The following is a 24851-nucleotide window of genomic DNA, read 5'->3' on the forward strand; positions in this document are numbered from 1 at the left end:
ACCGCTGACTGATGACCTTTACCGTGCGACAGGCCCTGGCAGCCGATGCCAACGCCCTCCCCGCCATCGAGCGCTCGGCCGCCGAGTTGTTTCGCCTCGACCCTTCACTGGCCTGGTTGGCGGATGCTGCCGTGCCGCAGGCCTCGGCGCATTTACCGGCCATTGAACGGGGCGAACTGTGGGTGGCGGAAAACAACGACGGGCAACTTGCAGGTTTTTTAAGGGCGGTGACTGTCGACCAACAGTTGCACATTGAGGAACTGTCCGTCAGCCAACACTTTCAGGGCCGGGGCGTCGGTCGCAAGTTGCTGTTGGCGGCGATTGAACAGGCGCGTCTGTGGCAACTTCGGGCGGTGACGCTGACGACGTTTCGCGACCTGGCGTGGAATGCGCCGTTCTATCAACGTATGGGTTTTACGCTATTGAACGCCGACGACTGCGACGTACGTCTGCGCCATGTATTGCGCGATGAAATCGCTCACGGATTGCCCGGCGAGCGACGTTGCGCCATGCGCCTGATGCTCACGCCGTCGGCTTGAGATCAACCCCCAGCGCCTGGGCAAACGCCTTGACCAACGGACTGCGCACGGTGTTGTGGCGCAGGATCAGATTGAACGGCGTGTCGAAGTGGATCAGCTCCGGGCACACCGCGCGAAACTGCCCGGCAGCTACCAGCGTGGCGGCGTAGTGCTGAGGCAGAAAGCCCACGAAACGCCCGGTCTTGATCAGCAATGCCACCGCTTCGACCTGGGTCGCCGAGGCGGAAAAACTGTCGTAGCGGGCGAAGTTGAGCTTGTCGCGATGGATCGCGTAGCGGTGGTTGATGCACTCGTAATCCTGCAGCACGTTGCCGCCCATCTGCTCCGCCGGCATCTCGAACAAAGGGTGGCCGACGGCGCAGTAAGCCTGCGAGCGTTCTTCGTAGAGCGGGTAATAATCGAACTCTTCACGCTTTTGATAAACCGGGACTATTCCGGCAACCAAGCGACCTTCCACTACGCCTCTTTCCACTTCATCCAGTTGGGTGGCTTGAAGTTGAAACCTTACTTTCGGCGAGTGCTCATTTATTTTTTTAAGCGCGGCAACTAACGGCGAATTATCGTCACTGATCGTATTATCGATCACCCCCACTCCGAGATCGCCGATAAGTTCGTTCTGCGCTGAACTAAGCCGGTCACGAAAGTTGTCGACCGAGGCAAACAGATCGATCGACGCCTGATACACCAGACGCCCTTCTTCGGTCAGGTGAAACCCCTCGCGGCCACGGGTACACAGGCGCATGCCGATGCGGATTTCCAGGTCGGAGATCTGCTTGCTGATCGCGGCCAGGCCCACGTTCAGCTCGTTTTGCGCCGCGCTGAAGCCGCCGGCCTCGACCACCGCCTTGAACACCTTGAGCAGTTTGAAATCCAGTCCGCTGAGGGCCAAAGGTGCCCGGTGAGCGGTTTTGACCGGTGGGTTTCCGGAATTGGAAAGTGGGGTTTCCATAATGCTGATTTACCTCTGGCGCAATGTTCAACAATCTGTGTCCAACAACAAAAACATCGCCGGCTAATAATAATGATCACAGAAAACAAGCCTTGGCAACCGCCAAAAAATCCCGAACATCAGTGCCAACTCACTGATCGCCAAACATTAAAAGCTGACACTTCGATCAGCTCTTGTCTCTTTGCAACTGCCCTCTTGAAAACTGCTTTGGCCTGATTCTGTCTGCTGCTGCTGTTGGCTAAATAGCCAGCGCGATTTTCAGGGCCATGCACACCGATTTCAGTTCGCGTTACCGACGAGGAAAACAACAAATGTCTCAAACCACCGACCGTCTCTGGGGTGCCCGTTTCAAAAGCGGCCCGTCCGCAGCCCTGGCGGCCCTGTCCCGTTGCCCCGAGCGCTATTTCCGCCTGACGCCGTACGATCTGGCCGGCTCCAAGGCCCACGCCGGGGAACTGCAACGTGCCGGCCTGCTCGACGAGCAGGAAACCCGCACGATGATCGAAGCCCTGGACGGCATCGGTGCCGATTTCGCTGCCGGGCGCATCGCCCCGACGATGGACGACGAAGACGTTCACACCTTCATCGAACGCCTGCTGACCGAACGCCTCGGCGCACTGGGCGGCAAGCTGCGCGCCGGCCGTTCACGCAACGACCAGACCGCCAACGACCTGCGCCTGTTCCTGCGTGATCACGTCCGCACCCTGGCCGTGGAAGTGCTGGCCCTGCAAACGGCGCTGGTGGATCAGGCCGAACAGCACGTCGAAAGCATCTGCCCGGGCTTCACCCACTTGCAGCAGGCGCAACCGATCGTGTTCGCCCACCACTTGCTGGCGCACGCGCAATCGATGTTGCGTGACGTGCAACGCCTGGTGGATTGGGACGCGCGCACCTCGCTGTCGCCCCTCGGCGCTGCAGCCATGGCCGGTTCCGCGATCGCTCGCCAGCCGCAACAGTCGGCCAAGGAAATGGGCTACGCCGGGGTCTGCGAAAACTCCATCGACGCCGTGGCCAGCCGCGATCACGTCGCCGAATTCCTGTTCATCGCCAGCATGCTCGGGATCAACATCTCGCGTCTGGCCGAAGAGTTCTGCCTGTGGTCGTCGCGCCAGTTCCGCTGGGTCGATCTGGACGATGCCTATGCCACCGGCAGCTCGATCATGCCGCAGAAGAAAAACCCCGACATCGCGGAACTGGCCCGGGGCAAGGCTGGACGTCTGATCGGCAACCTGACCGGTCTGCTCTCAACCCTCAAATCCCTGCCGCTGTCGTACAACCGCGACCTGAGCGAAGACAAGAACGGCGTGCTCGACAGCGTCGACACCCTGCTGTTGGTGCTGCCGGCGATGGCCGGGATGGTCGCGACCATGACCGTCAACGTCGAGGAACTGCGCCGTCAGGCACCGCTGGGTTTCACCCTCGCCACCGAAGTCGCCGACTGGCTGGCGGTGCGCGGCGTGCCGTTCAAGGAAGCGCACGAAATCACCGGTGCGCTGGTGCAGGCCTGCGAAAAACACGACCTCGAATTGTGGGAAGCCTCGCCGGCGCTGCTGGCCGAGATCGACCCGCGCCTCACGGCAGACGTGCGTGACAGCCTGACTCTGGAAGCCGCCATCGCTGCCCGCAGCGGCTGGGGCGGCACCGCGCCGCAACAGGTGCGCGAGCAGATCGGCCGCCTGAAAACCGCCCTCGCCGCGCAGCAACAGTGGACCGAAAACTACCAGGGCTTCCGCCTCTAAGCTGGGTCCCCCTCCCACCGGGAGGGGGTTGATCGAAAAGTACAGTGTACGGAGAAACACCATGAGCCAGACTCAGGCAGAACGACTCCAGGCGGAGCGCAAACTGGCGGAAAACCAGTTCGACATTACCCAGTACCAACACGTGCCACGGCGTTATTACGGGCGGATTTTCTTCGCCACCGTGATCGTCATCGCGATTATCGGCCTGGTGCGGGCCTTCGCCGAAGGCAAGATCGAATGGTCGTACATCGGCCAGTTCCTCTCCTCCGAAGCGATCATGTGGGGCCTGTTCAACACGATCATCATGGCCGTGCTGGCCATGGCGCTGGGCATCGTGTTCGGGGTGATCACCGCGATCATGCGCATGTCGGCCAACCCGATCCTGCGCTACGTGGCAGTGACCTACACCTGGCTGTTTCGCGGTACGCCGCTGATTCTGCAACTGCTGTTGTGGTTCAACCTGGCGCTGATTTTCCCCACCATCGGCATTCCCGGCCTGTTCGAACTCGACACCGTGAGCCTGATGACCCCGTTCGTGGCCGCCCTGCTCGGTTTGAGCATCAACCAGGGCGCCTACACCGCTGAAGTGGTGCGCGCCGGTCTGCTGTCGGTGGACACCGGCCAGTACGAAGCCGCCAAGTCGATCGGCATGCCGCGCCTGCAAGCGCTGCGCCGGATCATCCTGCCCCAGGCCATGCGGATCATCATTCCGCCGGTGGGCAACGAATTCATCGGCATGGTGAAAATGACCTCGCTGGCGAGCGTCATCCAGTACTCGGAACTGCTCTACAACGCCCAGAACATTTACTACGCCAACGCCCGGGTCATGGAGCTGCTGATCGTCGCCGGTATCTGGTACCTGGCCACCGTCACCGTCCTGTCCTTTGGTCAAAGCCGTCTGGAGCGTCGTTTCGCTCGCGGCGCCGGCAAGCGTTCTTGAGGAATCCGTCATGAGAAACATCGTCAAGGCCGTGAGCCTGAACAAATATTACGACCAGTACCACGCGCTCAAGGACATCAACATCGAGGTCGAGCAAGGCGAAGTGCTGTGCATCATCGGCCCGTCCGGCTCGGGCAAGAGCACCTTGCTGCGTTGCGTCAATCAGCTGGAAAAGATCGACAAGGGCGGCCTCTGGGTCGACGGCGAACTGGTCGGCTACCGCGTCGTCGGGCACAAGCTGCACGAACTCAACGAGTCGCAGATCGCCCGTCAGCGCCTGGCCACCGGCATGGTGTTCCAGCGCTTCAACCTGTTCCCGCACATGACTGTGCTGCAAAACATCATCGAAGGCCCGTGTCAGGTGCTCAAGCGTTCGCCCAAGGAGGCGCACGAAGAAGCCCTGGAACTGCTGGCCCGGGTCGGCCTGGCCGACAAACGCAACAGCTACCCGATCGAACTCTCGGGCGGTCAGCAGCAACGGGTGGCGATTGCCCGCGCCCTGGCCATGCGACCCAAGCTGATGCTGTTCGATGAACCCACTTCGGCACTCGACCCGGAACTGGTCGGTGAGGTGCTGTCGGTGATGCGCGATCTGGCGCAGACCGGCATGACCATGATCGTCGTCACCCATGAACTGGGCTTCGCCCGGGAGGTTTCCAACCGCATGGTGTTCATGGACGGCGGGCAGATCGTGGAGGCTGGAAGCCCCGAAGAAATACTAATAAGTCCGCAAAACCCGCGCACCCAAAGCTTCATTTCTGCCGTTCGAACCTGAGGCCCCTTTGGCCTTCACAACACTCATAAGAGAACGTCCATGAAGAACTTCGTCATTCCAGCAGTACTCACCTCCCTCATGTCTTGCGGTTTCGCCGTGGCCGCCGAGTTGCCGGCCAGCATCAAGGAAAAGGGCGAGATCGTTGTCGCGATCATGCCCAACTATCCGCCGATGGATTTCAAGGACCCGGCCACCAACAAGCTCACCGGCCTTGACTACGACCTGGGCAACGCCCTGGCCGAACGCCTCGGGGTGAAGATCAAGTGGCAGGAAACCGGCTTCGAGCAAATGATCAACGCCCTGACCACCGACCGCGTGGACATGGTCCTGTCGGGCATGACCGACACCGCCGAGCGCCAGGCGAGCGTGACCTTCGTCGACTACTTCACCAGCGGCCCGCAGTTCTACACCTTGCAGAAGAACGCAGCGACCAACGAGATCATCGACCTGTGCGGCAAGAAAGTCGGCACCAGCCGCCGCACCACCTTCCCGGCGGAAATCGCCGCGTGGAGCAAGGAGAACTGTGAGGCCGCCGGCAAACCTGCGATCAACGTGATCGGCACCGAAGGCTCGGCCGACGCCCGCGCGCAACTGCGCCAGAGCCGCATCGATGCGGCGATGCAGGGCAGCGAAACCCTGTCATACCTCAAGACTCAGGAAAAGGACATGTACAAAACGGTCGGCCAGCCGATCTCCGTACAGTTCACCGGGTTGGGGGTGAGCAAGAAGAAGCCTGAGCTGAGTGAAGCGGTGAAGGTGGCGCTGCAGAGCATGGTGGATGACGGCAGCTATGGCGCGATTCTGAAGAAGTGGGATCTGGAGTTGGGTGCGATCAAGGAAGTGACCGTTAACGCCGGTAAGTAACTGGTTCCTCTGTGGGAGCGAGCTTGCTCTGGGCGGCATTCCGACGAAGTCAGTGTGTCATTCACCAGAGATGTCGACTGACATGGCCTCATCGCGAGCAAGCTCGCTCCCACAGGTACAGCGTACGTCCCTACATGTGTGGAGCGCCCAATGCTCAGTTCACCCCAACCCACCTGGCCCGACCAGCACAAAGCCTGCCTCGCCCTGGCCTTCGACCTCGACGGCCCGACCGGCGATGCCATGCTCAACAACTCGATCTGGCACAAACCCGAATACTTCGGCTTCGGCGGCTACGGCCCCTACCGCGCCTTGCCGCGCCTGCTGGATCTGCTCGACACCTTCAAGATCCCGACCACTTTCTTCGTCCCCGCCTGGGTCGTGGAAAACTGGCCGAAACAGTGCCAGGCCATCGTCGAACGCGGTCATGAAGTCGCCTACCACGGCTACAAGCACGAATCCTTCTACGCCCTGACGCTGGACCAGCAGCAGGCCGTGATGAACAAATCACGCGATATTTTCTGGCAATACCTGCACATCCGCGCCGAGGGTTTTCGCACCCCGTCCGGGGACTGGCGCGCCGAAACCCCGGCGATGCTGGCCGACAACGGCGTCATCTATTCCAGCAGCATGCGCGGCGATGATCGCCCGTATCTGGTCAACGTCCCCGGCCACGACACGCCGCTGGTGGAAATCCCCGGCCGCTGGGAAATGGACGACTACGCCTCCCTCGCCTACACCCGCGCACCGAACTTCCCGTCCGGGCTCGACCGCACCGCCAGCTACGAGCTGACCCTCGACAACTGGCAACGCGAATACGACGGCGCGATGGATGAAGGCCTGTGCCTGACCACCCTGTTCCACCCGAAAATCACCGGCAAACCGGGGCGCATCCTGTTGCTGGAGAAACTCTTCGAACACATGCGCCAGCGCGATGACGTGTGGTTCGCCACCTGCCGCGACGTCGCCCGCTGGTGGCTGAAGGAGCATCACCATGGCTGACGCTGACAACCTCTGGCCCGCCGGCAAACGCTGCGCGGTGGTGCTGACCGTCGATTACAACGACATCCACGGCATTCTCACCCAGGCCCCGGAAGTCGCCGGACGCGACAAGACGCTGTCGGTGTGGCGCTACGGCACACAACGCGGCGTCGAGCGTTTGCTTGGCCTGTTCAGGGAACTCGGGGTGCGCAGCAGCTGGTTCGTGCCCGGCATCGTCGCCGAGGAAAACCCGCAGCACATCGCCGCGATACAGGCTGACGGCCATGAAATCGCCTGCGCCGGCTACCGCCACCAGGATTACGACACGCTGGGTCTGGCGACGCAAAGCGCGGAAGTCGCCAAGGGTTGTGCAGCGCTGGAAGCCCTGACCGGCGTGCGTCCAACCGGTTTCCGGATTCCGGCGGGCAACGGCGCGCCTGGCTTCATCGAAGCCTTGAAAGATCACGGCATTCTCTGGTCGTCATCATGGCGCGGCGATGACCTGCCGTTCTTGCACCCGACCGCGCCTGAAGTGGTCGAGTTGCCGCTGCATTACGAACTGGAAGACGAGCCTTACTTCGCCTTCAACCTGAGTCCGGCCGTGCCGCCGGCGCAATCGCGGATCGCCTCTTACAGCCACACCCTGGGCAACCTGCAAATGGACTTCGCCGGATTCCACCGCTTCGGCCTGTGTTACGTGCTGCGCCTGCACCCGGAAATCATCGCCACACCGGGGCGCATCGGCGTGCTACGGGAATTGCTGCAAGGCATTCAGCAACATGACGACGTGTGGATCGCCACCGGCGCTGAGGTCGCGCAGTGGTGGGCGCAAACGGCGGCGCCGGTCGCGCAGGATCATCCGGCGTCGGTGTATGAGCGCCATTATCGGGACTACCTCGTATGACTGAACGCATGCAGCGGCTGGCGCAGTTTTGCGTCGAAACGCGGTTTGAAGATCTGCCGCCAGCGTTGGTGGAACAGGCCAAGCGACACATTCTCGACACCTTCGGCGCAGCGCTGGCCGGGGCCGACAGCGCGGTGGCGCTTCAGGCGCGGCAGGTGTTCGGCGCCGAGCCGGGCACCGCGCTGGTCTGGGGTTCTTCATTGCGCGTCGGCGCGGGACATGCGGCGTTGCTCAACGGCATCGCCGCCCATGCGCTGGAGCTGGACGACACCGGCGGCTGCGATCACTCCGGCGCGGTGGTGTTGCCGGCGGTGATGGCGGCGCTGTCGCTGGTGGATCGGCCGGTGGACGGTCGCGAATTCATCACTGCGGTGGTGATCGGCTACGAAATCGGTCGGCGGGTGCTGGAAGCCTGCGGCAGTTATTCGGCGCACAACGGCGCCGGCTGGCATTCGACCGCCACTTGCGGCGTGTTCGGTGCGGCGGCGGCCTGTGCGCGGATCTTTGCGCTGGATGTCGGGCAAACCGTGTCGGCACTGGGCATCGCCGGCAGTTTCAGCGGCGGGTTGTGGGCGTTCATTCACGACGGTTCGCAAAGCAAGAAACTGCACAGTGGCCGTGCGGCCGAAGGTGGTTTGCTCGCCGCGCGTTTTGCCCGTGAAGGCGTCAGCGGGCCGTCGGTGTTGTTCGATGATGTTTGGGGTGGATTCCTCAAGACGCTGGCGCCGGGCAGCGCGCAACCGGCTGCGCTGGATGCTGATTTGGGGCGTGTGTGGAAACTCGCGCGCTGTTCGATCAAACCCTACGCAGCGTGTCGTGGCACCCATTCGGCCATCGATGCGCTCGGCTTGTTGCTGGAGCAATTGCAGGTCGGCGCGGATCAGGTGGAAGACATCCAGGTGAACCTGTGCGGGTTTCTGTTCGACATGTGCGGCGGTCGCGAAACCCAAAGTCTGGCCGCTGCGCAGATGAGTCTGCCCTATGCCCTCGCCGCGCGACTGGTGCACGGGCATTGCCGGCTTGAGGCTTACGATGAGCAGCCGCGCAACGATCCGCGCATCGCTCACTGGCTGACGCGCATTCGCCTTGAAGTGGATGAGCGACTGTCGGAGGATGGTGAGCCGGTGGTCGTGGTGCGAACCCGCGACGGGCGTCAGGCGAGTCTGCGTGTCGAGGTGCCGCTCGGCGCGCCGGGCAATCCGCTGAGCGAGGCGGCGCTGGAGGAGAAGTTTTTCAGTCTGGCGTTGCGGGTGATTTCACCGCTTAAGGCCGAGCCGTTACTGGCGCAGCTGCGGCAACTGCAAACGCTGGATTCCGTGCGCGATCTCGAGCACCTGTTAACCGAATAAGGACATTTGATTTTCCGTGGCCACCTACTCGCTCGTTATCCGCCGTCTGATGATCGTCTCGCTGACCATCGTCGTCAGCCGCGCCATCACCAGTCCGTTGCTCACCTTGTTTTTGAGCAACAAGCTCGGCCTCAACCAACAGGACGTCGGGTTGTTGCTGGGCATCGCGGTGTTCATCGCTACCCTGCTCGCGCTGTACGGCGGCTACATCATCGACCGGCTCGAGAAGCGCCGGTTGCTGATTCTGGCGATGCTTTCCAGTGCCATTGGCTTCGTGCTGCTGACCTTCGCCAAAGACCTGTATCTGACGACCCTGACGCTGGTCATCACCGAAACCGCCTCGGCGTTGTTCCTGATCGGCTCAAAAGCAATCCTCAGCGAAAACCTGCCCATGAGCCAGCGGGCCAAGGCGTTTTCCCTGCGCTATACCCTGACCAACATCGGCTACGCAACGGGCCCGATGCTCGGCGTGGTAATCGCCGGGGTCTACCCGATTGCGCCGTTTCTGATTGCCGCCGGCATCGCTTTCGGCAGCATCTTCCTGATGATCGGCATCCCGAAGGACGCCAGCCCGGTCGCCGCCATCGGCCAGCCGCAAAGCTTCCTGAAAACCCTGATCACCCTGAAAAACGACCGCACGCTGATCATGTTCACCTGCGGCTGTCTACTCAGCACCGTGGTCCATGGCCGCTTCACCCTGTACCTGTCGCAATACCTGCTGGTGGTCGAGGATTCGCAGCGTGCGTTGCAAACCATGGCCGCCCTGCTCGCCTGCAACGCCATCGCGGTGATCCTGCTGCAATACCAGATCGGCCGCTTCCTCAACCGGGAAAAACTGCGCTACTGGATCGCCGCCGGCACCAGCCTGTTCATCTTTGGATTGATCGGTTTCAGCCTCGCCGACAGCCTGGTGACGTGGTGCATCGCGATGTTCATCTTCACCCTCGGCGAGATGATCATTTACCCGTCGGAGTTCCTGTTCGTCGACACCCTGGCCCCGGAAGAACTGCGCGGCAGCTATTACGGCGCGCAGAATCTGGCGGCGCTGGGCGGCGCACTGAGCCCGGTGATCTGCGGCTTCCTGCTGATGCACACGCCAGCGCCGACCATGTTCTACGCCCTCAGCGCACTGACCGCGATGGGTGGATTCCTGTGCTTCATGAGCGGGCGGCGCGTGGCTTTACTGCATAAATAATGCACTGAAACTGCATTTATATGAATTTGTCAGCATCGTGAATGATTGGCACACTGTGCGCGTTCCTCCCCCAATAGTTGGAACACTTCGAAGGACTTTCCGCGTTTACGGACAAGTCCTTTTTTTTGCCCTGAATTTCGCAAAGGATCGATTCTGCATGCTCGCTCGCTGGTTGCCCGCCGCCATCAACACCCGCCCCACCGAATGGAGCCGCGCCGCGATCGGCATGGCCCTGGGCACGTTGTTCAGCGTGTGGGCGTGCAGTCAGGTGTTCGGCATTGAAGTGGCCTACCACCTGATCGGCCCGCTGGGCGCGTCGGCGGTGTTGTTGTTCGCCGTGTCTTCCGGCGCCCTCGCCCAGCCGTGGTCGATCATCGGCGGCTACCTGTGCGCGGGCGTCGTCGCGTTGCTGGTGGCCCACGTCCTCGGTCGAACCCTCGGCAGCGCGTGCCTCGCGGCGGGCATGGCACTGATCCTGATGTGCTGGCTGCGCTGCCTGCACCCGCCGGCCGGCGCTGTGGCATTGACCATGGTGCTAGCCGACCCGATGACCATCTCCATGGACTGGAAAGCCCTGGAACCGGTGATGCTCAGCGCCGCGTGCCTGCTGCTGGCCGCACTGGCCTACAACAATCTGACCCGCATTCGCTATCCGAAACGCCCTGCCGAACCGGCGCCGGCCGTAGCGCCGGTGGATATTCAGTCCATCACGGCCGAAGATCTGAAACTGGCACTGGCGGATATGGAGGCGTTCATCGATGTCACGCCGGAGGATCTGGAGCAGTTGATTCATGCCAGTGAACTGCATGCCAAACGGCGGAGCATTGGCCAGGTGTTCCGCTGAGTCCGTAGCCTGTCCCTGTCAGCGTTGTCGATTGAAAAGAAGCCGCGATCCCGTGCATTTTGCCTAAGGTAAAAATGCAGACAGCCCATGCACATATCCCCGTTGTACACGGCAAATTTGCACTGTTACGATCCGGTAACGCTCGCGCGCGAGCTTCTCGAATAAAGACAATAAAAGCAGGGAGTTAGTGATGACTGCTCAGGCTTCATCCCCGCGGACTTCGTCCATGGATGCCACGCCACACGAAGTGCTGGCCGAGGTTCGCAATCACATCGGTCATCTGACCCTCAACCGCCCCGCCGGCCTCAATGCCCTGACCCTCGATATGGTGCGCCAGCTCCAGCAACACCTGGACGCCTGGGCCGCCGATGCCGATATCCACGCCGTCGTGCTGCGCGGTGCCGGCGAGAAAGCCTTCTGTGCCGGTGGCGACATTCGATCCCTGTACGACAGCCATAAAAGCGGCGACACGCTGCACGAAGATTTCTTCGTCGAGGAATACGCCCTCGACCTGACGATCCACCACTACCGCAAACCGGTGCTGGCGCTGATGGACGGTTTCGTTCTCGGCGGCGGCATGGGTCTGGTGCAAGGCGCCGATCTGCGGGTGGTCACCGAGAAGAGCCGTCTGGCGATGCCGGAAGTGGCGATCGGCTATTTCCCGGATGTCGGCGGCAGTTATTTCCTGCCGCGCATTCCCGGCGAGCTGGGGATTTATCTGGGCGTCAGCGGCGTGCAGATTCGTGCGGCGGATGCGCTGTATTGCGGGCTGGCCGACTGGTATCTGGACAGCAGCAAACTCGGCACCCTCGACGAACAGCTCGATCACCTGGAGTGGCACGACACGCCGCTCAAGGATCTGCAAAGCCTGCTGGCCCGCCACGCCGTGCAAACCCTGCCGCATGCGCCGCTTGAAGCCTTGCGCCCGGCCATCGACCACTTCTTCGCCTTGCCAGACGTGCCGAGCATCGTCGAGCAACTGCGCGCCGTGACCGTCGCCGACAGCCACGAATGGGCAACCACCACCGCCAACCTGCTGGAAACCCGCTCGCCGCTGGCCATGGGCGTGACCCTGGAAATGCTCCGTCGCGGCCGCCATCTGAGCCTGGAACACTGCTTCGCCCTCGAACTGCATCTGGATCGCCAGTGGTTCGAACGCGGCGACCTGATCGAAGGCGTGCGCGCCTTGCTGATCGACAAAGACAAATCACCGCGCTGGAACCCGCCGACCCTGGCTGCGCTGCACGCCGAGCACATCGCGAGTTTCTTCCACGGTTTCGAAGAGAGCGGGAGCTGAGCCATGCACGATCTCGAATTGACTGAAGACCAGGTAATGATCCGCGACATGGCCCGGGACTTTGCCCGTGGCGAAATCGCGCCCCACGCACAGGCTTGGGAAAAGGCTGGCTGGATCGACAACGGTCTGGTGGCGAAGATGGGCGAACTCGGCCTGCTGGGCATGGTGGTGCCGGAAGAATGGGGCGGCACCTATGTCGACTACGTGGCCTATGCGCTGGCAGTGGAAGAGATTTCCGCCGGTGACGGCGCCACCGGCGCGTTCATGAGCATCCACAACTCGGTGGGCTGCGGGCCGGTGCTCAACTACGGCAGCGAAGAACAGAAACAGACCTGGCTGGCGGATCTGGCCAGCGGCGCGGTAATCGGCTGCTTCTGCCTGACCGAACCCCAGGCCGGCTCCGAAGCACACAACCTGCGCACCCGCGCCGAACTGCGCGACGGGCAATGGGTAATCAACGGCGCCAAGCAATTTGTCAGCAATGGCAAGCGGGCGAAACTGGCGATCGTGTTTGCCGTCACCGATCCGGATCTGGGCAAGCGTGGGATCTCGGCGTTCCTTGTGCCGACTGATACGCCGGGCTTCATCGTTGATCGTACCGAACACAAGATGGGCATCCGCGCCTCCGACACCTGCGCGGTGACGCTGAACAATTGCAGCATTCCCGAAGCGAATCTGCTGGGTGAACGCGGTAAAGGCCTGGCGATTGCCCTTTCCAACCTTGAAGGCGGACGTATCGGCATTGCCGCGCAAGCATTGGGCATCGCCCGTGCGGCGTTCGAAGCAGCGCTGGGTTATGCCCGTGATCGGGTGCAGTTTGGCAAGGCGATTGTCGAGCACCAGAGCATCGCCAACCTGCTGGCGGACATGCAGATGCAGATCAACGCGGCGCGCTTGATGATCCTGCATGCGGCGCGGTTGAGGACGGCGGGTAAACCGTGTCTGTCGGAGGCCTCACAGGCCAAGCTGTTTGCGTCGGAAATGGCCGAGAAGGTGTGCTCGTCAGCGATCCAGATTCATGGCGGGTATGGTTATCTGGAGGATTATCCGGTTGAGAAGTACTACCGGGATGCGCGGATTACCCAGATTTATGAGGGGTCGAGCGAGATACAGCGGATGGTGATTGCTCGGGAGTTGAAGAACTATCAGCTCTGACTGATCGCCCCCACGCAATGCGTGGGGGCGAACTCCATTACTTGCCTTGGAACTCCGGCGACCGTTTGGCCACAAACGCCGCCATCCCTTCCTTCTGATCCTGCGTCGCAAACGCCGCATGGAACACCCGGCGCTCGAACCGCACGCCTTCAGTCAGGTTCACTTCGAACGCGCGGTTGACGCTTTCCTTGACCATCATCGCAATCGGCAGCGATTTGCTGGCGATCACCGCCGCCACTTTCAGCGCCTCATCCAGCAACTCGGCACTCGGCACGATCCGCGCGACGATGCCGCAGCGCTCGGCTTCCACCGCGTCGATCAAACGCCCGCTCAGGCACATTTCCATGGCCTTGGCCTTGCCCACGGCGCGGGTCAGGCGCTGGGTGCCGCCCATGCCCGGCAGCACGCCGAGGTTGATTTCCGGTTGGCCGAACTTGGCGTTGTCGCCCGCCAGAATGAAGTCGCACATCAACGCCAGTTCACAGCCGCCACCCAGGGCAAAACCGTTGACGGCGGCGATGATCGGCTTGCGCCGGTTGGCCACGCGATCGCTGTCGCTGAACAGGTCGTCCATGTAGATCTGCGGGTAGGTGAGATCGGCCATTTCCTTGATGTCGGCGCCGGCGGCAAAGGCTTTGGTCGAGCCGGTGATGACGATGCAGCCGATGTTCGCGTCGGCTTCAAAACCATCCAGCGCGTGGTTCACTTCGCTGACCAGTTGCGCGTTGAGAGCATTCAGCGCCTGCGGGCGATTGAGGGTGATCAGGCCGACGCGGCCATGGGTTTCCAGCAAAATCGTTTCGTAACTCATGTGCAGATTCCTTCTCAAAGATTGCGCGAAATGACCATGCGCTGAATGTCGCTGGTGCCTTCGTAGATCTGGCAGACCCGCACGTCGCGGTAGATGCGCTCCAGCGGGAAGTCGTTGAGGTAACCGTAACCGCCAAGGGTTTGCAATGCCATGGAACAGACCTTCTCGGCCATTTCCGAGGCGAACAGCTTGGCCATCGACGCTTCGACCAGCGCCGGCTGACCGCTGTCGCGCAGGGCGGCGGCGTAATGCACCATCTGCCGCGCCACGGCGATCTGGGTGGCCATGTCCGCCAGGCGGAACGCCACGGCCTGATGCTCAATGATCGGTTTGCCGAAGGTGTCACGCTCGCGGGCGTAATCGCGCGCCGCTTCGAACGCGGCGCGGGCCATGCCCACCGATTGCGAAGCGATGCCGACTCGGCCGCCTTCGAGGTTGGCCAGGGCGATCTTGTAGCCCTCGCCCTCCTCGCCCAACCGGTTGGCCACCGGCACTTTCACGTCTTCGAACAGAATCTGACAGGTGTCCGAGGCGTGCTGACCGAGCTTGTCTTCGACGCGGGCGACTTTGTAACCCGGCGAGTCGGTCGGCACGATGAAGGCGCTGATCCCGCGCTTGCCGGCGCTCGGGTCGGTGACGGCAAACACGATCACGATCCCGGCGTTCTGCCCGGAGGTGATGAACTGTTTGCAGCCGTTGAGCACGTAGTGATCGCCTTCAAGGCGTGCGCGGGTTTTCAGGCTGCTGGCGTCGGAACCGGCCTGGGGTTCGGTCAGCGCGAAGGCTCCGAGCATCTCACCGCTGGCCAGCGGTTTGAGGAAGCGCTCACGCTGGTCGTCGTTGCCGAATTTGAGGATCGGCACGCAACCCACCGAGTTGTGCACGCTCATGATCGTCGAGCAGGCGCCGTCGCCGGCGGCGATTTCTTCCAGGGCCATGGCGTAGGCCAGGTAACCGGTGTCGCAACCGCCCCACTGCTCCGGCACCAGCATGCCGAAGAAGCCCAGCCCGGCCATTTCGCCGATGGCTTCTTTCGGGAAGCGGTGCTCGCGATCCCACTCGGCAGCGAACGGTTTCAGCCGTTCCTCGGCAAACTGCCGGGCCATGTCGCGGATTTGTTGTTGGTCGTCATTGGGAATCATGGCAAATCCTTAACTCGGGTTCAGACGCACTCGACAGCCATCGCCGTGGCTTCGCCGCCGCCGATGCAGATCGCCGCGACGCCGCGCTTCAGGCCTTTCTGGCGCAGGGCCGAGAGCAAGGTCACCAGAATCCGCGCGCCGGACGCACCGATCGGATGGCCGAGGGCGCAGGCGCCGCCGTGGATGTTGAGCTTGTCGTGAGGGATTTCCAGGTGGGTCATCGCCGCCATGCCGACCACGGCGAAGGCTTCGTTGACTTCAAACAGATCGACCTGATCCAGCGACCAGCCGGTTTTCTTCATCAGCTTCTTGATCGCGCCAATCGGCGCCACCGGGAACAGGCCCGGGGTGTCAGCGAAGGCTGCGTGGCCGTGAATCACTGCCAGCGGTTTCAGACCCTGCTTCTGCGCTTGCGATTGACGCATCAGCACCAGTGCGGCGGCGCCGTCGGAGATCGAGCTGGAGTTGGCAGCGGTCACGGTGCCGCCTTCGCGGAACGCCGGTTTCAGCGAGGCGATCTTGTCCAGTTTGGCTTTTGGTGGCTGTTCGTCGTTGCTGATCACCACCTGTTCCTTGCCGACGGTCACGGTCAGCGGAACGATCTCGGCCTTGAAGCTGCCGTCCTTGATCGCCTGCTGGGCGCGGGTGGTCGAGGCGATGGCGAAAGCGTCCTGGGCTTCACGGCTGAAGTCGTTGGTTTCAGCGCAATCCTCGGCGAAGGTGCCCATCAGACGGCCCTTGTCGTAGGCGTCTTCGAGGCCGTCGAGGAACATCGAATCCAGCACCCGGCCGTGGCCCATGCGGTAACCGGCACGGGCGCGATCCAGCAGATACGGCGCGTTGGACATGCTCTCCATGCCGCCGGCGATCACTACATCGGCGCTGCCGGCCAGCAGCATGTCGTGGGCCAGAATCGTGGTTTCCATGCCCGAGCCGCACATCTTGTTGACGGTGGTGCAGCGGGTGGATTTGTCCAGCCCGGCGCCCAGTGCAGCCTGACGCGCAGGCGCCTGGCCGAGACCGGCCGGCAACACGCAGCCGAACAGCACTTCATCGACCTCATCGGCGGCAACACCGGCACGTTCAACCGCAGCCTTGATCGCGGCAGCGCCGAGTTGTGGCGCGGTCAGGCTTTTCAGTTCGCCCTGAAAACCGCCCATAGGGGTGCGGACGGCGCTGACGATGACAATCGGATCGTTGGAGATGGTCATGGGAAATCCTCCTTACTTGGCGGCCATGCGCAAGGCACCGTCGAGACGGATCACCTCGCCGTTGAGCATGCTGTTTTCAATGATATGCCGCACCAGCGCGGCGTACTCGGCCGGTTTGCCCAGGCGCGGCGGGAACGGCACGCCGGCGGCCAGCGAGTCGCGCACTTCCGGGGTCATGCCGGCCATCATAGGGGTTTCGAAAATGCCCGGGGCGATGGTCATCACGCGGATGCCGAAGCGTGCCAGTTCGCGGGCGGCAGGCAAGGTCAGGCTGGCGATCGCGCCTTTGGACGCGGAATACGCGGCCTGGCCGATCTGGCCGTCGAACGCAGCGACCGACGCCGTGTTGATGATCACGCCGCGTTCGCCGTCGGCGTTGGCTTCGCTTTCGGCAATCGCTGCTGCTGCCAGACGCAGCATGTTGAAGCTGCCGATCAGGTTGACGTTGATCACCTGCGCAAAGCTGGACAAGGCGTGCGGGCCGTTCTTGCCGAGGATCTTCTCGCCGCGAACGATGCCGGCGCAGTTCACCAGACCATTCAGGCTGCCGAAGGCTTTGACAGTCGCCTGCACGGCGGCTTCGGCGGCGGCTTCGTTGCTGATGTCTGCGACCACGCTCTGCGCACCGAGGCGCTGGGCCTGGGCGGCAACGGCTTCGGCGTTCATGTCCACCAGCATCACTTTGGCGCCGGCGCTCACCAGCAATTCAGCGGTGGCGGCACCCAGGCCGGATGCGCCGCCGGTGACGATAAAAACCTTGTTCTCGATCTGCATGACTGTTTCCTTGGATTCAAGCTGAAACGTTGTGCACCGCGGCCTCTTGAGCCTTGGCGATTTCCTGGTTGCGCAAGATAAAGCGCTGCAATTTGCCGCTCGGGGTTTTCGGCAACTCGCTGACAAATTCGATTTCACGGGGGTACGAATGCGCGGCCAGACGCTTGCGCACGTGTTGGCGCAGTTCTTCGGCCAGCGCCGGTTCCGCGCGGTATTGCGGGTTGAGCACGACGAACGCTTTCACCAGTTCGGTGCGCTCCGGATCGGGCTTGCCGACCACTGCTGCCTCGACGACGGCCGGGTGTTCGATCAGTGCGCTTTCCACGTCGAACGGGCCGACCCGGTAGCCGGAGGTGGTGATCACGTCATCGCTGCGACCGACGAAGCTGATGCTGCCGTCCGGGTTCCACTCGACGGTGTCGCCGCTCAGGTAGTAATTGCCGACGAAGGCTTTGGTCGGCGCGCCTTCATACCCGGCGAACCAGCACATCGGCGACTGTGTGCGGTCGATGGCGAGGATGCCGGGCTGGCCGACGCCGAGTTCGTTGTACTGATCGTCAAGCACCACGATGCGATGGCCCGGCGAGGCGAAACCGGCAGCGCCGAGGTGGATCGGGTGTTCGAGGCCGTGGTGGTTGCACAGCACCATGCCCAGTTCGGTCTGGCCGTAATGGTCGTGAATGACCACGCCGAGGTTGTCGGCGAACCAGCGAATCACTTCCGGGTTCAACGGCTCGCCAGCGCTGCTGACGATGCGCAGCTTGCCCTTGATCGACTTGGCGAACTCATCGCCGCCGGCAATCAACAGGCGGTACGCGGTGGGCGAACCGGTGAGGTTGGTGATGCCGTATTTGTTGATCACCCGGCAGGTGCTTTCGAGGGTGAACGGGCCATCGTAGAACGTGATCGGGTGGCCCATCGACAACGGGCCGGTCACGCCGAAATAAATGCCATAGGCCCAGCCCGGATCGGCGACGTTCCAGAACGCATCTTCCGGGCGCAGATCCACGGCATCACGGGTGTAGCTCTGAAACGCCACGACCGCCTTGAGCGGCACCGACAGCGCTTTCGACGGACCGGTGGTGCCCGAGGTGAACATCAGCAGGAACGGGTCTTCGCCGGTCAGCATCACCGGTTCGCAGACATTGGAATGGTTGGGCAGCTCGGCCCAGAAACTGAAATCGCCACGGACGATGCCCTGGCCTTTCGGACCGCCGACGGTGACCAGCGTCGGGCAGTCGGCGACTTCGCTGAGTTTCGGCCGGTTGGCGGCGTCGGTCACCACGACTTTGGCGCCGGAGCTGTTCAGGCGATGCTCGAGGGCTTTGGGGCCGAACGCGGTGAACAGCGGTTGATACACCGCGCCGATGCGCCAGGTGGCGAACACGGTGATCAGCAATTCGATGTTGCGTGGCAGCAGGCCGGCGACCTTGTCGCCCTTCTGCACGCCTTGGGCGAGAAGGAAATTGGCGAAACGCGCGGCTTTGTCCTGCAGGTCGCTGAAGGTGTACGTCGCACTGGCGCCGTCGCGGCCTTCCCAGAACAGCGCGATGCGCCCCGGCAAGGCGTGGCGGTCACAACATTCGACGCAGGCGTTGAGCGCCTCGAGCGTGCCGCTGAGCGCAGCGTCCACGGTGTGCTGATAATCAAACTGTGCGGTGGCAGACAAGTAATCGCGCATTGCCAGAATCCCTCTGTTCTTATTAGGTTGGGGAACCGTAAACAACAGAGGAATACTCGCGCCGCACGCCGGCTGCGGCAATGGTCAAAGCCCTCAAAGTGGATGACTGGTTTGGCCAAGAATCCGGTTGCAGCTGATCGTTCCCACGCTCCGCGTGGGAATGCCTCAAGGGACGCTCCGCGTTCCAGCTCTGGAAGGGACGCGGAGCGTTCCGGGCTGCATTCCCACGCAGAGCGTGGGAACGAGAGTCGGTGGGGAGCAGCGAGTGTCGGGGGTGGATCAGACCGCTTCGTTGAGGATCAAGCTGCGATAGTGCCCGGGATTAGTCCCCGACCATTTGCGAAACGCCTTGTAGAACGAACTCGCATCGGAAAACCCCAAGCGGGTGGCGATCTCTGCAAAACTGATCGAAGGTTCCGCCAGCCAGGTGATCGCCAGTTCCTTGCGCACGCTGTCCTTCAAACCCTGATAAGTCTGCCCTTCTTCGGCCAGGCGCCGGCGCAGTGTCGACGCCGACATGCACAACTGCTGGGCCAGCGCGTCGGTTTCCGGCCAGTGTTCAGCAGATAATTGCCGCAGATCCTGCTTGATCCGGCTCGCAAGACTTTCCGGGTCGCGGTACTTCACCAGAATGTTGGCCGGGGCATGGGCCAGGAAGCGTTTCAACTCCTCGGCGCTGCGCTTGATCGGCAGATCCAGCACATCGGCGGCGAAGATCATCCGCGTACGCGGCCGGTCAAAGCGCAGGTTTTCCGAGAACATCACCCGATAGTCATCACAGAAATCCGGCGCCGGGCAGCGCAGCTCGATGGCCAGGATCGGAATCCGCCGCCCCGCCAGCCAGCACGCCACGCCGTGAACGATCATCCAGTAAGTGAAATAGGTGAAGGCGCGGCGCGGTTCCGGGTCGTCTTCGAGCAGGACGATTTCCGCCAGGCTCTGCTGGTGCACCAGTTGCGCCGGCATGCGTTCAAGCATCAACGACAGGAAATTCAAGCCCGCGCTCAACCCTGCGGCCAGGTTCGGCTGGGCCATCGCGCTGCGGCAGAGGAATTCCAGGCTGCCGGATTTCAGCTTGCGCGGGTCCATGCCAAAGAACTCGTCATCGCCGCGCCGCGCCAGCAGGCGCCACAACCGCGCGTACTGGCTGGCCGGCACGCGCGCGTCATCGGTGGACAGCAGCGCCGGATCGATCCCGACCTTGCTCAAGACTTCTTCCGTGGCCACGCCCGGGGCACAACTTTGCAGCAGTGCTTCGCGCACCAGTTGAATGGCGATGGTGTCTTTTTCCGACATGGAACGCGCGCAATCCTGTTGTTGTTCGAGTGGCGGGCATCTTAGCGCAGCTGGCTGGGCGACGTGGATGTTCAGACTCATTCAGCTGAGGTTCAGGTAAATGTCAATGGATGCCATGTGAGAATGACTTTCATTATGTTACAACTTGTAACCTCATTTCGTTACACAGTGATCGTCGAATGCTCGTTCCCTTTTTGATCATGTTGCGCGAAGGCATCGAAGCCGCGCTGATCGTTGGCATCATCGCCAGCTACCTGCAACAGACCGGCCGTGGCCAGTGGATGCCGGCGGTGTGGATCGGAGTATTTCTCGCTGCTGCGCTGGCGTTGCTGGTCGGCGGTGGCCTGGAACTGGTCAGCGCCGAATTCCCGCAGAAACAGCAGGAACTGTTCGAAGGCGTGGTCGGGCTGGTGGCCGTGGGCATTCTCAGCTCGATGGTGTTCTGGATGCGCAAGGTGGCGCGTTCGATCAAACATTCGCTGCAAGCCTCCCTCGATCATGCGCTGACCGCGTCGAAGCATCAGGTCATCGCGCTGATCGCCATGGTGTTTTTCGCCGTGGCCCGGGAAGGTCTGGAAACCGTGTTCTTCCTGCTCGCCGTGTTCCAGCAGAGCGAAGGCCCGGCCGCGCCGATCGGCGCCCTGCTCGGCCTGATTCTGGCGATCATCGTCGGCTTCCTGATCTACAGCGGCAGCATGCGTTTGAACCTGTCGGCGTTCTTCCGCTGGACCGGGCTGTTCATTCTGGTGGTCGCCGCCGGGATTCTCGCCAACTCGGTGCAGGCCCTGCATGAAGCCGGGGTGTGGAACCACCTGCAAACCGTGCTTTTCGACTTCAGCGCGACGCTGCCGATGGATGGCCCGCTGGGCTCGGTGCTGGCCGGCATGTTCGGTTATCAGGACGCACCGACCGTCAGCACCCTCGGCGCGTACCTGATTTATCTGGTGGTGGCGCTGGTCATGTTCTTCATGCCGGCGCCCAAGCCTGCTGCCCAATCGTCTTCCGTTTCCAGCCAATAAGGGCCTTCATGTCAAAGCCTAATACTCCTCAGGCCTCGCCTCCCCGCGCCTTGCGCTGGGCGGTGGCCGGTTCGGTGGTCGTGATGATCGCCGCCGGTGGCCTGTTCTACTACGCCTCGAAAATGGCCGCCGCCAAACGTCAGCACAACCGTGACGAAGTGGTGGTGAACATCCATCCGCACAGTTGCGAACCGAACGCCCTCACCGTCCCGGCCGGCCACGCCAGTTTCCGCATCGTCAACCGCTCCGACCGGGCGGTGGAATGGGAAATCCTCGACGGCGTGCTGGTGATCGAAGAGCGCGAGAACATCGCGCCGGGCCTGAGCCAGGTGATCAACGCCAACCTGCAACCCGGCGACTACGCCATCACCTGCGGCCTGCTGAGCAACCCGCGCGGCACCCTGCACGTGACGCCGACCGCCGCGTCCGATGCTGCCGCCAAGGCCAAGCCGTCGATGGTTGCCTTCGTCGGGCCGCTGTCGGAGTTTCGCGTTTATCTGGCCAGCCAGGGCAGCGCGCTGATCAAAGCCGTGACGGCGCTGAATCAAGCCATCGACAACGGCGATCTGGCCCAGGCCCAAGCGTTGTATCTGCCGGCCCGTGCCGCGTACCAGCGTATGGCCCCTGCCGCACAACGCCTGGCCGAACTGGACAACAGCATCAACGCCCGCGCCGATTACTTCGAAAAACGCGAGCAGGATCCGGCCTTCGTCGGCTTCCACCGCCTCGAATACGCGCTGTTCCAGCAACGCAAACTCGACGGCCTGACGCCCATTGCTCAAGGCTTGCTCGACAACGTCACCACGCTGAAACAACAGCTGCTGGCCCAGTCGCTGCCGCCGGAGCAACTGGTGGAAATCGTCGTGCGCAATCTCAACACCCTCGCCGACGTGCGCGCCGCCAGCGGCGAAGAGGAACGCTACAGCCACAGCGATCTCAACGGCTTCGCGGCCAATCAGGAAACCGCGCACAAAGTCGTCGAACTGCTGCGCCCGCTGCTGAGCAAATCCGCCGCCGACCTGCTGCCGAAAATCGACAGCGCGCTGGCTGATTTCGATACCGCGCTGAACGGCTTCAAGGTCAAGGACGGCTACGCCAGTTACGACACCGTCAACGGTGAGCAACGCAAGCAGATCGCCGACAAGGCCAAGGCCCTGGCCGACGCCCTCGACGCCATTGATCCCGCCCTCGGCCTCTCCGGCCTGTAAGCAGAAGACGAATACCGATGAACGATTCCGAACACTTCAACCTGCAACGTCGCCGCGTATTGATGGGCATGGGCGCCGCCGGTGTCGCACTGGCCGGCACGGCGTTGAGCTGCCCGGCGATGGCCGCCGCCCCTGCGCAAGTCACCGAAGCGCCGAGCAGCGACAAGACCCAGGATCACCACGACTTTCACGGCGTGCATCAGAGCGGCATCGTCACCCCGCGCCCGGCGTCCGGCATGCTGGTGTCGTTCGATGTGCTGGCCAGCGACCGTGAAGACCTGGAGCGACTGTTCCGCACCCTCAACGAGCGCATCGCGTTCCTGATGAAGGGCGGCCCGGTCGCGCAGATCGACCCGAAATTGCCGCCGCCGGACTCCGGCATCCTCGGCCCGGTGGTCACGCCGGACAACCTGACCATCACCGTGTCGGTGGGCGAATCGCTGTTCGACGAGCGCTTCGGCCTCGCGTCCGCCAAACCCAAGCGCCTGGTGCGCATGGTCGGTTTCCCCAACGATGCGCTGGAAGCCGATTGCTGCCACGGCGACCTGAGCCTGCAGTTCTGCTCCAACACCGCAGACACCAACATCCACGCCCTGCGCGACATCGTGAAGAACCTGCCGGATCTGCTGCTGGTGCGCTGGAAACAGGAAGGCAGCGTGCCGCCGCAAGCCCCGGCCAAGCCCGGTGTGCCGGCGCAATCGGCGCGTAATTTTCTGGGTTTCCGCGACGGTTCGGCCAACCCGGATTCCAACGACGGCAAAGCCATGGATCGCATCGTCTGGGTGCAACCGGGCAGTGACGAACCGGCCTGGGCGGCCCATGGCAGTTATCAGGCGGTGCGGATCATCCGCAACTTCGTCGAACGCTGGGACCGCACGCCGTTGCAGGAACAGGAAAGCATCATCGGCCGGGTCAAAACCACCGGCGCGCCGATGGGCGCCAGCCATGAAACCGAAGTCCCGGATTACAGCAAGGACCCGGAAGGCAAGCTGACCAAGCTCGACGCGCACATTCGCCTGGCCAATCCGCGCACCGCCGCGAGCCAAGCCAACCTGATCCTGCGCCGTCCGTTCAACTACTCCAACGGCGTGAACAAGAACGGCCAGCTCGACATGGGCCTGTTGTTCATCTGCTACCAGGCCGACCTGGAAAAAGGCTTCATCACCGTGCAGACCCGCCTCAATGGCGAACCGCTGGAGGAATACCTCAAGCCGATCGGCGGCGGTTACTTCTTCACCCTGCCGGGTGTCACGGGCGACAAGGACTTCATCGGTCGCTCGCTGCTCAACGCTACTCAACCAAAAACAACTGCATAGCATTCAACAGGAGCCGCCCCCATGAAAAAGACGCCACTCGCGTTATTGCTGACCCTTGGTTTGCTCAACACCCCGCTGTCGGCGTTCGCCGCGACCGCGCCTCTGGATCTGGTGGGGCCGGTGTCGGACTACAAGATCTACGTCACCGAACAACTGGATGAACTGGCCAGCCACACCCAGCAGTTCACCGACGCGGTGAAAAAAGGCGACCTGGCCACCGCGCAAAAGCTCTACGCGCCGACCCGCGTCTATTACGAGTCGATCGAGCCGATCGCCGAGCTGTTCAGTGACCTCGACGCCTCCATCGACTCCCGGGTCGACGACCACGAGCAAGGCGTGAAAGCCGAAGACTTCACCGGTTTCCACCGCATCGAATACTCGCTGTTCTCGGAAAAAAGCACCAAGGATCTCGACGCCCTGGCGGACGGCCTGAACAAGGACGTCAAAGACCTGCAGACCCGCGTCGCCGGCCTGACCTTCCCGCCTGAGAAAGTCGTCGGCGGCGCCGCTGCGCTACTCGAAGAAGTCGCCGCGACCAAGATCTCCGGTGAAGAAGACCGCTACAGCCACACCGACCTGTACGATTTCCAGGGCAACATCGACGGCGCGAAAAAAATCGTCGACCTGTTCCGTCCGCAGATCGAGAAGCAGGACAAGGCCTTCGTCGCCAAAGTCGACAAGAACTTCGCCACCGTGGACAAGATCCTGGCCAAGTACAAGACCAAGGACGGTGGTTTCGAGACTTACGACAAGGTGAAGGACAACGACCGCAAGGCGCTGGTCGGCCCGGTCAACACCCTGGCGGAAGACCTGTCGACATTGCGTGGCAAGCTCGGTCTGAACTGAGTCCGCGCATAAAAAAATC

General features: G+C 62.4%; 23 protein-coding genes. 16 read left to right on the forward strand and 7 right to left on the reverse strand.

Translation table 11 applies throughout. From position 1 onward, the window contains the following. Positions 1 to 11 precede the first annotated feature (11 nt). Positions 12 to 539 carry a GNAT family N-acetyltransferase gene (locus AC1Q9F_RS03205; protein WP_492618984.1) on the forward strand — a complete coding sequence of 176 codons (528 nt, stop codon included), beginning with the start codon at positions 12 to 14 and terminating at the stop codon, positions 537 to 539. Here AC1Q9F_RS03205 and AC1Q9F_RS03210 read toward each other — a convergent pair. Then, positions 523 to 1488, reverse strand: coding sequence for a LysR family transcriptional regulator (locus AC1Q9F_RS03210; RefSeq protein ID WP_262159533.1), 966 nt, complete (start codon positions 1486 to 1488; stop codon positions 523 to 525). The two genes, AC1Q9F_RS03205 and AC1Q9F_RS03210, sit on opposite strands and share 17 nt — an antisense overlap. Positions 1489 to 1799: 311 nt before the next feature. Between AC1Q9F_RS03210 and argH the strand changes: the two genes are divergently transcribed. The 11 genes from argH (at position 1800) to AC1Q9F_RS03265 (ending at position 13528) form a co-directional block, all read left to right on the forward strand. Next, on the forward strand, positions 1800 to 3227 hold the full coding sequence (argH, locus tag AC1Q9F_RS03215; protein ID WP_085730860.1) for an argininosuccinate lyase: 1428 nt from the start codon (positions 1800 to 1802) through the stop codon (positions 3225 to 3227). A gap of 61 nt (positions 3228 to 3288) precedes the next feature. Further along, positions 3289 to 4167: an amino acid ABC transporter permease gene (locus tag AC1Q9F_RS03220; protein ID WP_492618983.1), complete on the forward strand. Its 879-nt coding sequence runs from the start codon at positions 3289 to 3291 to the stop codon at positions 4165 to 4167. Between the two features lie 10 nt (positions 4168 to 4177). Then, positions 4178 to 4942, forward strand: coding sequence for an amino acid ABC transporter ATP-binding protein (locus AC1Q9F_RS03225; RefSeq protein ID WP_039768627.1), 765 nt, complete (start codon positions 4178 to 4180; stop codon positions 4940 to 4942). Positions 4943 to 4981: 39 nt separating this feature from the next. Then, the gene (locus tag AC1Q9F_RS03230; RefSeq protein WP_492618982.1) at positions 4982 to 5806 is read left to right on the forward strand and encodes an ABC transporter substrate-binding protein; all 825 of its coding nucleotides are present in this window, start codon (positions 4982 to 4984) and stop codon (positions 5804 to 5806) included. Positions 5807 to 5956: 150 nt separating this feature from the next. Beyond that, on the forward strand, positions 5957 to 6805 hold the full coding sequence (locus AC1Q9F_RS03235; protein WP_492618981.1) for a polysaccharide deacetylase family protein: 849 nt from the start codon (positions 5957 to 5959) through the stop codon (positions 6803 to 6805). After that, the gene (locus AC1Q9F_RS03240; protein WP_492618980.1) at positions 6798 to 7688 is read left to right on the forward strand and encodes a polysaccharide deacetylase family protein; all 891 of its coding nucleotides are present in this window, start codon (positions 6798 to 6800) and stop codon (positions 7686 to 7688) included. The genes AC1Q9F_RS03235 and AC1Q9F_RS03240 overlap by 8 nt, the downstream gene beginning before the upstream one ends. Further along, entirely contained in the window at positions 7685 to 9037 is a 1353-nt protein-coding gene (locus tag AC1Q9F_RS03245) for an MmgE/PrpD family protein (RefSeq protein ID WP_492618979.1), read from the forward strand. Before AC1Q9F_RS03240 ends, AC1Q9F_RS03245 begins: the two co-directional genes overlap by 4 nt. 16 nt (positions 9038 to 9053) lie before the next feature. After that, a complete protein-coding gene (locus AC1Q9F_RS03250; protein ID WP_492618978.1) occupies positions 9054 to 10232 on the forward strand; it encodes an MFS transporter in 1179 nt (392 codons plus the stop codon). A 157-nt stretch (positions 10233 to 10389) separates the two neighbouring features. Then, positions 10390 to 11076: an HPP family protein gene (locus AC1Q9F_RS03255; protein WP_492618977.1), complete on the forward strand. Its 687-nt coding sequence runs from the start codon at positions 10390 to 10392 to the stop codon at positions 11074 to 11076. A 190-nt stretch (positions 11077 to 11266) separates the two neighbouring features. After that, positions 11267 to 12373 (forward strand): enoyl-CoA hydratase/isomerase family protein, encoded by a 1107-nt coding sequence (locus AC1Q9F_RS03260; protein WP_492618976.1) that lies wholly within the window; start codon positions 11267 to 11269, stop codon positions 12371 to 12373. A 3-nt stretch (positions 12374 to 12376) separates the two neighbouring features. Continuing rightward, the gene (locus AC1Q9F_RS03265; protein WP_492618975.1) at positions 12377 to 13528 is read left to right on the forward strand and encodes an acyl-CoA dehydrogenase family protein; all 1152 of its coding nucleotides are present in this window, start codon (positions 12377 to 12379) and stop codon (positions 13526 to 13528) included. A gap of 37 nt (positions 13529 to 13565) precedes the next feature. Here AC1Q9F_RS03265 and AC1Q9F_RS03270 read toward each other — a convergent pair whose 3' ends face one another. The 6 genes from AC1Q9F_RS03270 to AC1Q9F_RS03295 all read right to left on the reverse strand — a co-directional run bounded on the left by AC1Q9F_RS03270 (position 13566) and on the right by AC1Q9F_RS03295 (position 20443). Beyond that, entirely contained in the window at positions 13566 to 14339 is a 774-nt protein-coding gene (locus AC1Q9F_RS03270) for an enoyl-CoA hydratase (RefSeq protein WP_492618974.1), read from the reverse strand. 14 nt (positions 14340 to 14353) lie between these two features. Then, positions 14354 to 15481: an acyl-CoA dehydrogenase gene (locus AC1Q9F_RS03275; protein WP_011334278.1), complete on the reverse strand. Its 1128-nt coding sequence runs from the start codon at positions 15479 to 15481 to the stop codon at positions 14354 to 14356. 20 nt (positions 15482 to 15501) lie between these two features. Beyond that, positions 15502 to 16692 carry an acetyl-CoA C-acyltransferase gene (locus AC1Q9F_RS03280; protein ID WP_492618973.1) on the reverse strand — a complete coding sequence of 397 codons (1191 nt, stop codon included), beginning with the start codon at positions 16690 to 16692 and terminating at the stop codon, positions 15502 to 15504. A 12-nt stretch (positions 16693 to 16704) separates the two neighbouring features. Continuing rightward, entirely contained in the window at positions 16705 to 17466 is a 762-nt protein-coding gene (locus tag AC1Q9F_RS03285) for an SDR family NAD(P)-dependent oxidoreductase (protein WP_007918867.1), read from the reverse strand. 16 nt (positions 17467 to 17482) lie between these two features. Next, positions 17483 to 19147, reverse strand: a complete 1665-nt coding sequence (locus AC1Q9F_RS03290) for an AMP-binding protein (RefSeq protein WP_262159521.1) — start codon at positions 19145 to 19147, stop codon at positions 17483 to 17485. A 279-nt stretch (positions 19148 to 19426) separates the two neighbouring features. Then, on the reverse strand, positions 19427 to 20443 hold the full coding sequence (locus AC1Q9F_RS03295) for an AraC family transcriptional regulator (RefSeq protein ID WP_492618972.1): 1017 nt from the start codon (positions 20441 to 20443) through the stop codon (positions 19427 to 19429). A 179-nt stretch (positions 20444 to 20622) separates the two neighbouring features. On the opposite strand from AC1Q9F_RS03295, the gene efeU reads away from it, so the two are divergent. The 4 genes from efeU to efeO (AC1Q9F_RS03315) are packed head-to-tail and all read left to right on the forward strand — an operon-like array spanning position 20623 to position 24832. Further along, complete coding sequence (gene efeU / locus AC1Q9F_RS03300; protein WP_085696065.1) at positions 20623 to 21462, forward strand: iron uptake transporter permease EfeU; 840 nt, start codon at positions 20623 to 20625, stop codon at positions 21460 to 21462. Positions 21463 to 21470: 8 nt separating this feature from the next. Then, the gene (efeO, locus tag AC1Q9F_RS03305; RefSeq protein ID WP_492618971.1) at positions 21471 to 22670 is read left to right on the forward strand and encodes an iron uptake system protein EfeO; all 1200 of its coding nucleotides are present in this window, start codon (positions 21471 to 21473) and stop codon (positions 22668 to 22670) included. Between the two features lie 17 nt (positions 22671 to 22687). After that, positions 22688 to 23986 (forward strand): iron uptake transporter deferrochelatase/peroxidase subunit, encoded by a 1299-nt coding sequence (gene efeB, locus AC1Q9F_RS03310; protein ID WP_492618970.1) that lies wholly within the window; start codon positions 22688 to 22690, stop codon positions 23984 to 23986. Positions 23987 to 24007: 21 nt separating this feature from the next. Then, a complete protein-coding gene (gene efeO, locus AC1Q9F_RS03315; protein WP_085687128.1) occupies positions 24008 to 24832 on the forward strand; it encodes an iron uptake system protein EfeO in 825 nt (274 codons plus the stop codon). Positions 24833 to 24851: the final 19 nt, after the last annotated feature.

Source organism: Pseudomonas sp. GW823-FHT04A03 (assembly GCF_058796615.1).